13 protein-coding genes and 2 tRNA genes are annotated in these 15382 nt (G+C 70.2%); 9 read left to right on the forward strand and 6 right to left on the reverse strand.

Going from position 1 to position 15382, the window contains the following annotated elements; genetic code table 11:
- The first annotated feature begins 9 nt into the window (after nucleotides 1-9).
- The 7 genes from F0P95_RS10945 to F0P95_RS10975 all read left to right on the forward strand — a co-directional run bounded on the left by F0P95_RS10945 (nucleotide 10) and on the right by F0P95_RS10975 (nucleotide 7052).
- Nucleotides 10-1326, forward strand: coding sequence for an acetylglutamate kinase (locus F0P95_RS10945; protein WP_182334253.1), 1317 nt, complete (start codon nucleotides 10-12; stop codon nucleotides 1324-1326).
- Nucleotides 1327-1411: 85 nt separating this feature from the next.
- On the forward strand, nucleotides 1412-1942 hold the full coding sequence (locus F0P95_RS10950; RefSeq protein ID WP_232529095.1) for a GNAT family N-acetyltransferase: 531 nt from the start codon (nucleotides 1412-1414) through the stop codon (nucleotides 1940-1942).
- Entirely contained in the window at nucleotides 1939-2892 is a 954-nt protein-coding gene (gene argC / locus F0P95_RS10955; protein WP_182334254.1) for an N-acetyl-gamma-glutamyl-phosphate reductase, read from the forward strand. The genes F0P95_RS10950 and argC overlap by 4 nt, the downstream gene beginning before the upstream one ends.
- 31 nt (nucleotides 2893-2923) lie before the next feature.
- Entirely contained in the window at nucleotides 2924-4216 is a 1293-nt protein-coding gene (gene argH, locus F0P95_RS10960) for an argininosuccinate lyase (protein WP_182334255.1), read from the forward strand.
- A 137-nt stretch (nucleotides 4217-4353) separates the two neighbouring features.
- Nucleotides 4354-4593, forward strand: coding sequence for a YciI family protein (locus F0P95_RS10965; protein WP_182336954.1), 240 nt, complete (start codon nucleotides 4354-4356; stop codon nucleotides 4591-4593).
- Nucleotides 4594-4597: 4 nt separating this feature from the next.
- On the forward strand, nucleotides 4598-5749 hold the full coding sequence (gene proB / locus F0P95_RS10970; protein ID WP_182334256.1) for a glutamate 5-kinase: 1152 nt from the start codon (nucleotides 4598-4600) through the stop codon (nucleotides 5747-5749).
- A 55-nt stretch (nucleotides 5750-5804) separates the two neighbouring features.
- Nucleotides 5805-7052, forward strand: coding sequence for a glutamate-5-semialdehyde dehydrogenase (locus F0P95_RS10975; RefSeq protein ID WP_182334257.1), 1248 nt, complete (start codon nucleotides 5805-5807; stop codon nucleotides 7050-7052).
- Nucleotides 7053-7104: 52 nt separating this feature from the next.
- Here the strand turns inward: F0P95_RS10975 and F0P95_RS10980 are convergent, their stop codons facing one another.
- The 6 genes from F0P95_RS10980 to F0P95_RS11005 form a co-directional block, all read right to left on the reverse strand.
- The gene (locus F0P95_RS10980) at nucleotides 7105-8319 is read right to left on the reverse strand and encodes a CynX/NimT family MFS transporter (protein ID WP_182334258.1); all 1215 of its coding nucleotides are present in this window, start codon (nucleotides 8317-8319) and stop codon (nucleotides 7105-7107) included.
- Between the two features lie 158 nt (nucleotides 8320-8477).
- Nucleotides 8478-8554 (reverse strand) — tRNA-Pro (locus F0P95_RS10985).
- A gap of 152 nt (nucleotides 8555-8706) precedes the next feature.
- Nucleotides 8707-8783: transfer RNA gene (locus F0P95_RS10990), tRNA-Pro, on the reverse strand.
- A gap of 60 nt (nucleotides 8784-8843) precedes the next feature.
- Nucleotides 8844-8954: a cytochrome bd-I oxidase subunit CydX gene (gene cydX / locus F0P95_RS10995; protein WP_182334259.1), complete on the reverse strand. Its 111-nt coding sequence runs from the start codon at nucleotides 8952-8954 to the stop codon at nucleotides 8844-8846.
- A gap of 25 nt (nucleotides 8955-8979) precedes the next feature.
- Nucleotides 8980-10131, reverse strand: coding sequence for a cytochrome d ubiquinol oxidase subunit II (gene cydB / locus F0P95_RS11000; RefSeq protein WP_182334260.1), 1152 nt, complete (start codon nucleotides 10129-10131; stop codon nucleotides 8980-8982).
- Nucleotides 10132-10146: 15 nt separating this feature from the next.
- The gene (locus F0P95_RS11005; protein WP_182334261.1) at nucleotides 10147-11715 is read right to left on the reverse strand and encodes a cytochrome ubiquinol oxidase subunit I; all 1569 of its coding nucleotides are present in this window, start codon (nucleotides 11713-11715) and stop codon (nucleotides 10147-10149) included.
- 187 nt (nucleotides 11716-11902) lie between these two features.
- On the opposite strand from F0P95_RS11005, the gene cydD reads away from it, so the two are divergent.
- Together cydD and cydC are read left to right on the forward strand one after the other, a co-directional pair.
- Entirely contained in the window at nucleotides 11903-13615 is a 1713-nt protein-coding gene (cydD, locus tag F0P95_RS11010; protein ID WP_182334262.1) for a thiol reductant ABC exporter subunit CydD, read from the forward strand.
- A complete protein-coding gene (gene cydC, locus F0P95_RS11015; RefSeq protein ID WP_182334263.1) occupies nucleotides 13612-15300 on the forward strand; it encodes a thiol reductant ABC exporter subunit CydC in 1689 nt (562 codons plus the stop codon). The genes cydD and cydC overlap by 4 nt, the downstream gene beginning before the upstream one ends.
- Nucleotides 15301-15382 lie beyond the last annotated feature (82 nt).

Consider the following 15382-nt stretch of genomic DNA (forward strand, 5'->3'; position numbering starts at 1 on the left):
CTGCCCACCATGCAACCCCACCGCCAGACCCGCCAGACCATCGTGCGCCTGCTTTCGAGCATGGCCAGCGCGAAGGAAATCAGCCAGTACCTCAAGCGCTTCTCGCAGCTGGACGCCAAGCGCTTCGCCGTGGTCAAGGTCGGCGGCGCGGTGCTGCGCGACGACCTGGAGGCGCTGACGTCGTCGCTGTCGTTCCTGCAGGAAGTCGGGCTGACCCCGATCGTGCTGCACGGCGCCGGCCCGCAGCTGGATGCCGAGCTGTCGGCCGCCGGCATCGAGAAGCGCACCGTCAACGGGCTGCGGGTAACCACCCCCGAAGCGCTGGCGATCGTGCGCAAGGTGTTCCAGCAGTCCAACCTGCAGCTGGTCGAGGCGCTGCAGCAGAACGGCGCCCGCGCCACCTCCATCACCGGCGGCGTGTTCGAGGCCGAGTACCTGGACCGCGACACCTACGGGCTGGTCGGTGAAGTGAAGCGGGTCAACCTGGCGCCGATCGAGGCCAGCCTGCGCGCCGGTTCGATCCCGGTCATCACCTCGCTGGGCGAGACCCCGAGCGGGCAGATCCTCAACGTCAACGCCGACTTCGCCGCCAACGAGCTGGTGCAGGAGCTGCAGCCGTACAAGATCATCTTCCTCACCGGTACCGGCGGCCTGCTCGATGCCGATGGCAGGCTGATCGATTCGATCAACCTGTCCACCGAGTACGAACACCTGATCCAGCAGCCGTGGCTGCACGGTGGCATGAAGGTCAAGATCGAACAGATCAAGGACCTGCTGGACAAGCTGCCCGAGGAATCCTCGGTATCGATCACGCGCCCGGCCGACCTGGCCAAGGAGCTGTTCACCCACAAGGGCTCGGGCACCCTGGTCCGCCGCGGCGAGAAGGTGCTCAGGGCGACGTCGTGGGAGCAGCTGGACACCGCGCGGCTGAAGGCGTTGATCGAATCCAGTTTCGGCCGCCGGCTGGTGCCGGACTATTTCGAGAAGACGAAGCTGCTGCGCGCCTACGTCAGCGAGCATTACCGCACCGCGGTGATCCTCACCGACGAGGCCGAGGGCGTGTACCTGGACAAGTTCGCGGTGCTCGACGACGCGCAGGGCGAAGGCCTGGGGCGCGCGGTGTGGAACGTGATGCTGGAGGAAACCCCGCAGCTGTTCTGGCGCTCGCGCAACGGCAACCCGGTCAATCATTTCTATTACGCCGAGTCCGACGGCTGCTACAAGCTCGACCACTGGAAGGTGTTCTGGTTCGGCGCCAGCGACTTCGACCGCATCCGCGGTTTCGTCGAGCATTGCGCCCGGCGCAAGCCCAGCCTGCAGGGATGACGCCTTGAACGCGCCCCCGGCCAACGCCCACTGGCACCGCGTGCCGCCGCTGCGCGGCACGCATGTCGCGCTCGAGCCGCTGTCCATGGCGCATGTGCCGGCGTTGCGGCAGGCGCTGGGCGAGGGCGAGCTGTCGCGCCTGTGGTACGCCAACGTGCCGGCGCCGGATGCGGTGGAGCGCTACGTGGTGGCGGCGCTGGAGGCGCAGGCGCAGGGCGGCGCGCTGCCGTTCGTGGTTGCCGACAGCGCCGGCGAGGTCGTCGGCTGCACCCGCTACTACGCGCTGGATGCCGGCGTGCCGCGGCTGAACATCGGCTACACCTGGTACCAGCGGCGGGTGCAGCGCACCGGCCTCAACACCGAAGCCAAGCTGCTGTTGCTGCGCCACGCCTTCGAGACGATGGGCTGCATCGGCGTCGGCTTCGAGACCAGCTGGTTCAACCAGGCTTCGCGCGCGGCCATCGCCCGGCTCGGCGCCAGGCAGGACGGGGTGCTGCGCAACCACCGGCGCCACGCCGACGGCACCCCGCGCGATACCGTGGTTTTTTCCATCATCGACAGCGAATGGCCGGCGGTGCGCCGGCATCTGCAGTCACTACTGGATTCGCATTCATGACCGACAGGAAATTCTCGCTGGGCATCGTCGGTGCCCGCGGCCATACCGGCGCCGAGCTGATCCGGCTGATCGCCGCGCACCCGCGGATCGAGCTGGCCTTCGTGTCCTCGCGCGAACTGGACGGGCAGCCGGTGGCCGACCACAACGCCGGCTACAGCGGTCCGCTGCGCTATGAGAGCCTCGATCCGCAGGCGGTGGCTGCCAAGGGCGCCGACGCGGTGATCCTGGCCCTGCCCAACGGCAAGGCCGGGCCCTTCGTGGCCGCGCTGGACGCCAGCCGGCCCGAGACCGTGATCGTCGACCTGTCCGCCGACTACCGCTTCGACAACGGCTGGTACTACGGCCTGCCGGAACTCACCCGCAACGATTACGCCGGGCAGAAGCGCATCAGCAACCCGGGGTGCTACGCCACCGCCATGCAGCTGGCGATCACGCCGCTGCTGTCGCAGCTGGCCGGGCCGCCGGCCTGTTTCGGCGTGTCGGGCTATTCCGGCGCCGGTACCGCGCCGTCGGACAAGAACAACACCGAGCTGCTGCGCGACAACCTGATGCCGTACGCGCTGGCCAACCACGTGCACGAGCGCGAGGTGTCCACCCGGCTCGGCGTGCCGGTGGAGTTCATGCCGCACGTCGCCCCGCACTTCCGCGGCATCACCATGACCGTCAACCTGTGGCTGCAGCAGCCGCTCACCCGCGAGCAGGTGGTGGCGCTGTACACGCAGCGCTACGCCGGCGAGGCGCTGGTGGAGGTGGTGGACGATGCGCCGTGGGTCAGCCGCATCGCCGGCCGCCATGGCGTGCAGATCGGCGGCTTCACCCTGGCCCCGGGCAACAAGCGCGTGGTGGTGGTGGCGACCCTGGACAACCTGCTCAAGGGCGCGGCGACGCAGGCACTGCAGAACCTCAACCTCGCGCTGGGCCTGCCCGAGCTGACCGCGATCCCGCATTGACCCGCCCCAAGCCCATTCCGAGAGACTTCCGATGACCAACCTGTTGTGGCAGAAACCCGGCGTCGCGGTGGACGCGAAGATCCAGGCCTTCCTCGCCGGCGACGACGTGATCCTGGACCGCGAGTTCTTCCTGCACGACATCCAGGCCAGTACCGCGCATGCCGAGGGTCTGCAGCACATCGGCATCCTGTCGGCCGGAGAGCTGGCCGCGCTCAAGCGCGAACTGGCGCTGCTGGCCGATGATTTCCGCAGCGGTGCGTTCGTGCTGGACGAGCAGTACGAGGATTGCCATTCGGCGATCGAGGCGCGCCTGACCGAGCGCCTGGGCGATGCCGGCCGCAAGATCCATACCGGCCGCAGCCGCAACGACCAGATCCTGGTCGCCACCCGCCTGTGGCTGAAGGAGAAGCTGGCACGCCTGGCCGCGCTCAGCCGCGAGGTGGCGAAGGTGGCGCTGGACCGCGCCGTCGCCGAACAGCGGCAGCCGCTGCCCGGTTACACCCATATCCAGCGCGCCGTGGTGTCCTCGGCCGGGATGTGGTGGGCCGGCTGGGCCGAGGCCTTCATCGACAACGCGGTACGCGCCGCCGATACGCGCCGGCTGATCGACTGCAATCCGCTGGGCACGGCCGCCGGCTACGGTGTCAACCTGCCGCTGGACCGCGAACACACCACGCGTGCGCTGGAGTTCGCGCGCATGCAGATCAGCCCGCTCTACGCCCAGCTCTCGCGCGGCAAGTTCGAACTGGCCGCGCTGGAGGCGCTGGGCGGGGCCACGCTGGACCTGCGCCGCATCGCCTGGGACCTGTCGCTGTTCACCACCGGCGAGTTCGCCTTCGTGGCGCTGCCGGCGCAGTACACCACCGGCAGCTCGATCATGCCCAACAAGCGCAACCCGGACGTGATCGAACTGATGCGCGCCACCCATGCCAGCGTGGCCGCCGCGCGTACCGAGATCGAGCAGCTGCTGTCGCTGCCGTCGGGCTACCACCGCGACCTGCAGGCGTCCAAGGGCGCGATCTTCCATGGCTTCGGCCGCGGCCTGTCGGCGCTGGAACTGTTGCCGGCGCTGCTGTCCAACCTGGACTGGCGCGACGACAACATCCGCGCCGCCATCGATTCGGGCATGTACGCCACCGACGTGGCGGTCGAGGCGGCGGTAGCCGGCGTACCGTTCCGCGAAGCCTACAAGGCGGCCGCCGCGGCGGCGGACACGGCCGGGCAGGGGCGCACGCCGGAAGGCAGCCTCGCCGCGCGCGTGTCGCCGGGTGCGGCGGCCGACCTGCGGCTGGACGAACTGCGGGCCCGCTGGGCCGCGCTGTAGGTCCATGCGGCGCACGCGCCGCGCGCAGGACGCCGGTTGGTTGGAAACGAAAGCATCGTCCACATCCGCCGCGCGGCAGTGCAACATGCGTGGCGGCACTTCCTGCCCTGGAGCACAACGTGAAGCTGTACCTGGTGATGGCCATGCGCAGGCCGGCGTTCGACGCGAGCGTGATCGAACCGCACAAGGCTTTCCTCGATGCGCTGCGCGCGCAGGGGCGGCTGCACCTGACCGGCGGCTTCGGCGACGGCAGTGGCGGCGCCTACGTGCTGTGCAACGTCGACGACCTGGCGCAGGCACGCGCCATCGTCGCCACCGATCCGCTGGTCCTGCAGGACTGTTCGGACCTGACCGTCCACGAATGGAACACGCGTTGAGCCCATGAACGACACCGCGCCTTCGCCCTTCGCCGAGCAGGCGCTGCCGCCGTGGCGGCGGGCGGTGCTCAAGGTCGGCAGCAGCCTGCTGGCCGCCGATGGCGGCGGCCTGACCCCGCGCTTCGCGCTGGGGCTGGCGCAGTTCGTCTCGGCCAACCTGCTGGCCGGCCGCGAGGTGGTGATCGTCTCCTCTGGCGCGGTGGCCGCCGGGCGCGCCATCGTGCCGAAGGCGGCCGAGGCCAGCGCGACGATGGCCGCGCGGCAGGCGCTTGCCGCGCTCGGCCAGGCGCAGCTGATCGCCCTGTGGCAACGTTTCTTCGAGCGCCCGGTGGCGCAGGTGCTGCTCACCCACGACGACCTGCGCAACCGCCGCCGCTACCTCAACGCGCGCGCCACGCTCAACGAGCTGCTGGCACTGGGCGCCTTGCCGGTGGTCAACGAGAACGACACCGTTTCGGTGGACGAGCTGAAGCTGGGCGACAACGACAACCTGGCGGCCATCGTCGCCGCGCTGGTCGATGCCGACGCGCTGTTCATCGCCACCGACATCGACGGGCTGTACACCGCCGATCCGCGCCGCGACCCGCAGGCACGGCCGGTCGACGAAGTGGTCGAGCTGACCGCCGCGGTGATGGCGATGGCCGGCGGCAGTGGCAGCGCGGCCGGCACCGGCGGCATGCATACCAAGCTGCAGGCCGCGGCCAAGGCCGGTGCCGCCGGCATCGATACCTTCCTGTTCAATGGACGCGGTGGCGACGTGGTGCGCGGGCTGGCGCAGGGGCGCCTGCGCGGTACCCGGCTGCACGCCGGGCGTTCGCGCATCGCCGCGCGCAAGTACTGGCTGCGGCATGCGCCGGTCGAGCCGGGGGCGATCCTGGTCGACGCGGGCGCTGCGCGGGCGCTGCGCGAGAAGGGCGCCTCGCTGCTGCCCGGTGGCGTGGTCGATGCGCTGGGCGAGTTCCGCCGCGGCGACATGATCGAGGTACGGGTGGACGGCGAGGGCGGGCAAGCCTGCGTGGCGCGCGGCATCAGCCAGTACTCGGCGGTGGACGTGCGCCGCATCGGCCGCCGCCACACCCGCGAGATCCAGGCCATCCTCGGCTATACCTATGGCGACAACGTGATCCACCGCGACGACCTGGTGCTGCTGCCGTGACCGCCCCGGCGCACGACAGCCACGACCGGTCCGCATCCCCCCGGGAGCTGTACGCATGACCGACATCAAGACCCTCGCCGAGCAGTGCCGCGACGCCTCGCAGGTGCTGGCGCGTCTTTCCAGCGATGCACGGCGCGGACTGCTGGCGTCGATGGCCGATGCGCTCGACGCCGATGCCGGCGCCATCCTGGCCGCCAACGATCGCGACCTGCAGGCCGCGCGCGACAAGGGCGTGGGCGCGGCGATGCTCGATCGCCTTGCCCTGGACCGGCAGCGCCTGGCCGGCGTGGCCAGCGCCCTGCGCGAGGTTGCCGCGCTGCCGGACCCGGTCGGCCAGGTGACCCGCGACGACACGCGGCCCAATGGCATCCGCGTGCAGAAGGTGCGCGTGCCGCTGGGGGTGATCGCGATGATCTACGAGGCGCGCCCGAACGTCACCGCCGACGCCGCGGCGCTGTGCATCAAGGCCGGCAACGGCGTGATCCTGCGTGGCGGCTCGGAGGCGATCCATTCCAATACCGCGATCGCCGCCGCGCTCAAGCGCGCCCTGCGCCAGGCTGGCATACCTGATGCCGCGCTGACCCTGGTGGAGGACCTGCGCCGCGAGACCATGCTGGAACTGCTGCAGCTCAACGACATCGTCGACCTGGCGATCCCGCGCGGTGGCGAGGGCCTGATCCGCTTCGTCGCCGAGCATGCGCGGGTACCGGTGATCAAGCACTACAAGGGCGTGTGCCACCTGTACGTGGACGACAGCGCCGACCTGCAACTGGCGCTGGGACTGCTGCTGGACGGCAAGGTGTCGCGTCCTGCGGCCTGCAATTCGCTGGAGACCCTGCTGGTGCATGCCGACATCGCGCCGCGCTTCCTGCCGCTGGCGGCCGACGCGCTGCGCGCACGCGGGGTCGAGCTGCGCGGCGATGCCGCCACCCGGGCGCTGGTCGCCGGCGTGGTGCCGGCGGACGAGGCCGACTACGCCGCCGAATACCTGGACCTGATCCTGGCGGTGCGGGTGGTCGATTCGCTGGATGCGGCGATCGCCCATATCCGCCGCCATACCTCCGACCACACCGAAGTCATCGCCACCGGCGATCCGGCCCATGCCGACGCCTTCGTGCACGCGCTGCGCTCGGCGGTGGTGATGGTCAACGCCTCCTCGCGCTTCTCCGATGGTGGCGAACTGGGCCTGGGCGCGGAGATCGGCATCTCCACCACACGCCTGCATGCCTACGGCCCGATGGGGCTGGAAGCACTTACCGTGGAGCGCTTCGTGGTGCGCGGCGAAGGCCAGGTCCGCGCGTAACCGCGCGGACCGGCGTTGGCCGCCGCGCAGTGCGCACCCGGGCGCGGCGTGCTCAAGCCCAGTGGTCTTCGAGCTGCTGTGGCTTGCAGGCGAACCATGCCGCGACCAGCAGCACCAGCGAGCACAGCATCAGGAAGGCGAACGATCCTGCCCAGCCGCCGCTGAGGCCATGCAGCCAGCCGAACAGCAGCGGGCCGAGGCTGGCCAGGCTGTAGCCCACGCCCTGCATGAAACCGGACAGTGCGGCCGAGCCGGCCGGGGTGCGGGTGCGCAGGTTGATCAGGGTCAGCCCCAGCGGGAACGTCGACGGTCCCAGGCCGGCGATCACCACCCACAGCCACGGCGCCTGCATCGGCGCCCACAGCAGGCCGGCGAAAGCGACGGCATTGAGCCCGACCACCAGCATAGCGATCGGAAACGGGTTGCGCATGCGGACCGCCAATGCCGGCACCAGCAGCGACGGCAGCAGGCCGATGGCCGAGTACAGCGCGACCATGACACCGCCGAAGGCTTCGCTCGCGCCAGCCTCGACCATCACCTTGGGCAGCCAGGTGAACAGCGAATAGGTGCCCAGCGAGGTCATGCCGAACATCAGCGCCATGCCCCAGCCCAGCGAGGTCTTCCACACCCGCCCGGGCGCGTGCGCCACGGCGGTGTCCGCGGCGTGCCGGGGCCGCGGCGTGCGCCGGGCCAGCAGCACCCACGGCAGCAGCGCGGCCAGCGACAGCAGCGACCACATGCCCAGCGAGACGCGCCAGTCGAAACGGTCGGCCACCGGCACCGCCAGCAGCGCCGGGACCATCGTGCCGGCCTGCAGCACGGTGATGTAGAGCGTGCTCAGCGTGCCGACGCGGTCGGCGAAGTAGCGCTTGACCAGCGGCGGCACCACCACGTTGCCGATGCCCATGCCGGCCAGCGCCACCGCCGAGCCCGCCAGCAACATGCCGACGCTGCCGGCGCTGGCGCGCAGCAGCAGGCCGGCGGTGGCGAGCAGCATGGTCAGTACCGCGGTGCGTTCCAGCCCGATCCAGCGGATCAGGCGCGGGGTGCCCAGCGCGAACACGGCGAACGCGGCGGTAGGCATCATGCCGAGCACGCCGGTCATGGTGCTGCCGAAGTCGAACAGGTGGCCGAGCCGGTCCAGCAGCGGTGTCAGCGAAGTGACCGCGCTGCGCAGGTTGGCCGAGACCAGGATGATGGCGGCGAAGGCCAGCAGGCGGCCCTTGAGCAGCGAAGCCCGTGGTGCCGTGGACGCGGAATTGGACATTGCGTGGCTCCGGCGCGGACGACGCGCGACCGCGCAGTCCGCGGAATAACGAAAGGAACCGCCGGGAGCGGTTCCTGGCATCGCCCGTCGATGGCCCGGCGGGTTCGACATGGTGGCGAAAAAAACAAAAGCCGGCACAAGGCCGGCTTTTGTCGAACTGGTCGGGGAGACAGGATTCGAACCTGCGACCTCTACGTCCCGAACGTAGCGCTCTACCAGACTGAGCTACACCCCGAAGGAGCCGCCTATGATAACGGCGAGGGGCGGGCCGTGCAACTGTTTTCAGCGCCCCTCCGGGCCATCGCGCGCGGCCGCCGGCACCGGCGAGTGCAGTACGAAAAAGCCCGGCCGACGTTGCCGTCGGCCGGGCTTGCGTGTTTCGACCCTTGGTCGGGGAGACAGGATTCGAACCTGCGACCTCTACGTCCCGAACGTAGCGCTCTACCAGACTGAGCTACACCCCGCGAAGGAGGCGGAAAGATACTCCCCGGCACGCATTCTTGCAATACCGCGGGCGCGTTTTCCTATCGTTTTGCTTCGCTCCTGCGCTGCTCGCGCGCTTCGAACCACATGCCGTTGAGGATGGCGGCGGTGGAAGCCAGGCCGACGCCGAGAATCCAGGCGAAATACCACATGGGGAAACTCCTTGGTGTGTCGTTGTCAGTAGGCGTTGGGGTTTTCGTCCATTTCCTGCAGCGTGGTCTTGCCCTTGAGCACGCGGTACACCCAGATGGTGTAGGCGATGACGATGGGCAGCAGCAGCGCCGTGGCCAGCAGCATGATCCACAGGGTCAGGTGGCTGGACGAGGCGTCCCAGGCGACCAGGCTGGAGCCGGGCTGGCTGGAGGACGGCAGCAGGAACGGGAAGGCCGCGAAGCCCACGGTGAGGATGATGCCGGCGATCGATGCGCCCGATGCGATGAACGCAAGTCCACCGCGACGCCTGCGCAGCAGCACCGCCGCGGCGAGCGCGCCGAGCAGGCCGGTCGCCGGCGCGAGCAGCGTGGCCGGCATGGTGGAGTAGTTGTGCAGCCAGCCACCGGCGGCGGTGATCGCCACGCTCTTGAGCAGCGGGTTGCTGGCGCCGTCGGTCACCACCTGCGAGGTGATTGCATAGCCGGGCAGGCCCAGCGCCACCCACGCGCCGCCGGCGGCGAACAGCACGAAGCTGATCAGCGCGGCGATGCTGCCCAGGCGTGCCGAGCGCTCGGCCACCGGGCCGTCGGTCTTGAGCACCAGCATGGACGCGCCATGGGCGACCAGCATGGCCACGCTGAGCAGGCCGGCCAGCAGCGCGAACGGCGTGAGCAGGCCGAAGAAGCTGCCGGTGTAGAACACGCGCTGGCTGTCGTCGAAGTGGAACGGCACGCCGAGCAGCACGTTGCCCACGGCCACGCCCATGATCAGCGCCGGCACGAAGCCGCCGACGAACAGCGCGCGGTCCCAGTTGTCACGCCAGGCCTGGCTCTGCAGCTTGCCACGGTACTTGAACCCGACCGGGCGCAGGATCAGCGCGAACAGGATCACGAACATCGCCAGGTAGAAGCCGGAGAAGCTGACCGCGTACAGCGGCGGCCACGCGGCGAAGATCGCGCCGCCGCCCAGGACCAGCCATACCTGGTTGCCTTCCCATACCGGGCCGACGGTGTTGATCACCAGGCGGCGTTCCTCGTCGGTCCTGGCCACGAACGGCAGCAGCGTGCCCACGCCCAGGTCGAAACCGTCCATCACCGCGAAACCGACCAGCAGCACGCCCAGCAGCAGCCACCAGATCACGCGCAGCGTGGTGTAGTCCAGAAAAATGAAATCCATGAGTGTGCTCCTGCCTCAGGCCTGGCCGGCGGCATGGTGGGAAACGGACGGCTGCGGCACGGCCAGGGCGTCGCCCGGGCCCTTGCGGATGGCCTTCAGCATCAGCTTGATCTCGATGATCATCAGCACCGTGTACAGGGCCACGAACCCGGCCAGGGTCAGCACGATCTGGTGCAGGGCCAGGCCGGACGCGGCGTAGAAGGTGGGCAGCACGCCTTCCACCGCCCACGGCTGCCGCCCGTACTCGGCGATGAACCAGCCGCACTCGATCGCGATCCACGGCGCCGGCAGCGTCCACAGCGCGATCTTCAGGAACGTGCGCTTGTCCTGGAAGTTGTGGCGGCAGGAGTAGTAGAACGCCACCGCGAAGAAGGCGATCAGGTAGAAGCCCAGGCCGGCCATCACCCGGAACGTCCAGAACAGCGGCAGTACCCGCGGCACCGTGTCCATGGCTGCCTGCGAGATCTCCTGCGGGGTGGCGTTGAGGATGTCGTCGCGGTAGCGCTTGAGCAGCAGGCCATGGCCCAGGTCCTGCCAGTGCCGGTCGAACATTTCCCGTGCTTCGAGGTCGTTCTTGTTGGCACGGATGCGTTCGAGCGCGCCGTAGGCCAGCTGGCCGCCGCGGATGCGGTGTTCGGCGCGCTCGACCAGCTCCAGGATGCCGGGGATCGGCTGGTCCAGCGAGCGGGTTGCGATCAGGCCCATCAGGTACGGGATCTTGACCGCGTAGTCGTTCTGGTGGGTCTGCTGGTTGGGGATGCCGAAGGCGGTGAAGTCCGCCGGGGCACGCTCGGTCTCCCACATCGCCTCGATCGCGGCCAGCTTCATCTTCTGGTGCTCGTTGGCGGCGTAGCCGCTCTCGTCGCCGAGCACCACCACCGACAGCGAGGACAGCAGGCCGAACGCGGCGGCCACTGCGAACGAGCGGCGGGCGACGTCATGGTGGCGGTTGCGCAGCAGGTAGAAGGCGCTGATCGACATCACGAACACCGCGCCGGTGACATAGCCGGCCGACACCGTGTGCACGAACTTGGCCTGCGCCACCGGATTGAACAGCACCGCCACGAAGTCCACGACTTCCATGCGCATGGTTTCCGGATTGAACACCGCGCCCACCGGGTTCTGCATCCAGCCGTTGGCGATCAGGATCCACAGCGCCGACAGGTTGGTGCCCAGCGCCATCAGCCAGGTCACGGTCAGGTGCTGGACCCTGCTCAGCCGGCCCCAGCCGAAGAAGAACAGGCCGATGAAGGTGGCTTCCAGGAAGAACGCCATCAGGCCCTCGATGGCCAGCGGCGCACCGAAGATGTCGCCGACGTAATGGCTGTAGTAGGACCAGTTCATGCCGAACTGGAACTCCATCACGATGCCGGTGCCCACGCCCATGGCGAAGTTGATGCCGAACAGCACGCCCCAGAACAGCGTCATCCGGCGCCAGACGTCCTTGCCGGTCATGACATAGACGCTTTCCATGATCGCGATCAGGAACGAGAGCCCCAGCGTGAGCGGGACGAAGAGGAAGTGGTACATCGCGGTGAGCGCGAACTGCAGCCGCGACAGTTCTACGACGGTCGGATCGATCATGGCCTGGCTACCTTGCGGATTGCGTGCATCATGGGGGAGTGAAGGGGGGAGGTGTCGTGAATTTTCAATAATGAATGGTGATCCCGCCCTTGACCTGGATCAATGCGACATGGCGTCGCAGCGGTAAACGTGCCGCGCGCATGGATGCCATCATGCGCGTCCCGGCGAATCGATCCCTCCCTGCAGGTTGCCCGTCTTGAGTGAAGTTTCCCCCCCGGCCGACGCCGCGCGCCAGCAGCGTCGCCGGCACCAGCACTGGCTGTCCGCGCTGGCCGTCACCGCCCGCGGGCAGCAGCGGATCGCGGCGCTGGCGGCCTGCCTGTCCGGCGCGCTGCTGGTGGCGCAGGCCGCTGCGATCGCCTGGCTGGTCCAGGCCGTGCTCGTCGAGCACCGCCCGCTGGCGCAGCTTGCCCCGGTATTCGGTGCGCTGGCGCTGGTCCTGCTGTCGCGCAGCGCGCTGGGCGGGTTGGCGCAGAAGGCGGCCGGCGAGGTCGCCGATGCCGCGCGGCTGGCGCTGCGCGAGCAGGTCTACCGGCGCCTGCTGGAGCGTGGGCCGCTGTGGCTGCGGCGCCAGCGCAGCGGTGAACTGGGCGAGCTGCTGCTCGCCCATGGCGACGCCATCGAGGGCTACTACGCCGGGTTCCAGCCGGTCCGCGTCGAGGTGATGGTGGTGCCGCTGCTGATCGTGGCAGCGGTGGCCTGGGTCGACTGGACGGTGGCGCTGATCCTGCTGTGCACCGGGCCGCTGGTGCCGGTGTTCATGATGCTGGTGGGGCTGGGCGCGGAAGCGGCCGGTCGCGAGCAGCTGCAGGAACTGGCGCGCATGGGCGGGCATTTCGCCGACCGCATCAAGGGCCTGGGCCTGTTGCGCCTGTACGGGCGCGGCGAGGACGAACTGGCCGGTATCGCCGCCGCCGCCGAGGGCGTGCGCATGCGCACGATGAAGGTGCTGCGCATCGCCTTCCTGTCCTCCACCGTGCTCGAGTTCTTCGCCTCGGTGAGCGTGGCGATGGTGGCCCTGTACCTGGGCCTGAGCTACCTGGGCATGCTGGCGCTGCATGCCACGGTGCCGACGCTGGGCGCGGGCGTGTTCTGCCTGCTGCTGGCGCCGGAGTTCTATGCGCCGCTGCGGCGGCTGGCCACGCACTATCACGATCGTGCCAACGCGCTGGCCGCCGCCACCGAAGTCGAGCGCCTGCTCGACGGCGGCGACCCGGTGGCGGACGCCGCCGTGCCCGTGTCCCCCACGCGGGTACCGGAACCGGCGCAGGCACGGACGCCGCTGCTGGCGGCGGCGGCGCTGGTGCTGCGCCCCATCGGCGCCGGCCATGACGTGGTGACGGATTTCTCCCTGGACATCGATGCGGGACAGCGCCTGGCCCTGGTCGGGCCAAGTGGCAGCGGCAAAAGCACCGTGCTGGAGGCGCTGGCAGGCTGGTTGCCGCCGCGCGGCGGGCGCATCGTGCTGCGCGACGGCGCGCGCGTGGGCTACGCCGGGCAGCGTCCGTACCTGTTCCACGGCTCCATCGCCGACAACCTGCGCCTGGCCGATCCCGGCGCCAGCGACGCACGGCTGCGCGCGGTGGCCGAGGCCGCGCAGGTGATGCGCTTCGCCGCGCAGTTGCCGCAGGGACTGGACACGGTGATCGGCGAACGGGGGTTCGGCCTGTCCGGTGGCGAGGCCCGGCGCATCGGGCTGGCGCGGCTGCTGCTGCGCGATCCGGACCTGCTGCTGCTGGACGAGCCCACCGCCTTCCTGGATCCGCGGACCGAGGCCGACCTGCTGCAGTCGCTGGCCTGTTTCACCCGTGGCCGCGCGGTGCTGATGGCCACCCACAGCGCGACGGCGATGCAGTGGGCCGATCGCGTGGTGCGGCTGCATGAGGAGGTGCGCGCATGAGCGGCGACGATTCCCTGCGCGCGGTGTTCGCCCGGCATCGCGTACGGCTGCTGCTGGCGGTGGTCTTGCTGTTGCTGACGATGCTGGCCGGGGTCGGCCTGCTGGGGCTGTCCGGCGGCTTCCTGACCGCCGCCGCGCTGGCCGGGGCGCTGGGCGCGGGAACCACCTTCAACTTCTTCTCGCCCTCGGCGGGGATCCGCGCCCTGACCTTCGTGCGCATCGTTTCGCGCTACTTCGAGAAGCTGGTCGGCCATGACGCCACCCTGCGCATCGCCCGCGACCTGCGGGTGTGGTTCTTCCGGCGGGCGTTGCCGCTGGCGCCGGCACGCCTGGGCGGCACGCGTACCGGCGAACTGCTCGCGCGGCTGATGTCCGATATCGGCGAGGTCGATGGCCTGCTGGTGCGCGCGCTGGGGCCGCTGCTGGCGCTGGCCGGCATCGCCCTGGCCAGCATCGCCGTGGCCGCCGCCATCCATTGGCCGGCGGCGGTGGCGTTGCTGCTGCTGTCGCTGCTGGTCGGCATCGGCGTGCCGTTGCTGGCGGTGCGCCACGGCGACGCGGGCGAAGCCGAGCGCGCGCGGCATCGTACCCGGCTGCGCACGCTGGCCTACGAAGGCCTGGAAGGCGCCGCCGACCTTGCCGCGCTGGACGCGCGCGATGCCTGGCGCGCGCGCGTGGACGGCGCGGCACGCCAGCTCGCCGCCGACGACCACCGCCGCCGCGGCCGCCTGATCGCCGGCAACATGCTGCATTCGGCCTGCGCCGGACTCGGCCTGCTGGCAATGCTGTGGCTGGCGCTTTCCGCCTTCCAGGAGGGCCGGGTGACGGCGCCGCTGGCCGCCGCACTGGTGTTCCTGACCGTGGCGTTGCTGGAAGTCGCGGCCGGGTGCGGGCTGGCCTGGCAGGCGCTGCAGTCGGCACGCATATCGGCCGGGCGCCTGCAGGCCATCGTCGAGCAGCCGCCCTCGGTATCCGACCCCGCGCATCCGCGTCCGGTACCGGCGCCGCCGGCCACGCTTTCGTTCGAGCAGGTGGTGTTCGCCTGGCCCGGCGAGAGCCGGCGCGTGCTCGACGGCATCGACCTGCAGTTACGGCCCGGCGAGCGCATCGCCATCGGCGGTGACAGCGGCTGCGGCAAGACCACGCTGTCGGCCCTGCTGCTGCGGCTGTGGGACCCGCAGGCGGGGGCGGTGCGCTGGGGCGGGGTGGACCTGCGCGAGGTCGCGCAGGACGATTGGCATCGCCATGTCGCCTGGTTGCCGCAGGGCGCGCCGGTGTTCGCCGGCAGCATCGCCGACAACCTGCGCCTGGGCCAGCCGCAGGCCGACGAGGCGCGGTTGTGGGCGGTGCTCGAACAGGTAAGGCTGGGCGACTGGGCGCGCCGGCAGGGCGGGTTGTCGGCCTGGGTCGGCGAGAACGGCGCCACCATGTCCGCAGGCCAGGCGCGCCGCCTGGCGATGGCACGCGCGTTGCTGCGCGACGCCCCGCTGATGGTGCTGGACGAACCGACCGAAGGCCTGGACGTGGATACCGCCGACGCGCTGCTGGTCGACATGGCCGCGGCCCTGGGCCCGCGCAGCCTGCTGATGATCACCCACGGCCACCTGCCCGACGGGGTGGTGCACCGCCAGTACCGGTTGCAGCGGGGGCGCCTGCGGCCCGTGGACGCCGAGGCGCGGGGCTGAGGCCGGCTGGAACCGGGTGCCGGCCGCGTCCGGCACCCTCGATGCATCCCGGTCGAAGGCGGCGTTTCCCCCGTGCGGGCCG

It is taken from the genome of Stenotrophomonas acidaminiphila, from assembly GCF_014109845.1.
GTDB classification, from domain to species: domain Bacteria; phylum Pseudomonadota; class Gammaproteobacteria; order Xanthomonadales; family Xanthomonadaceae; genus Stenotrophomonas; species Stenotrophomonas acidaminiphila.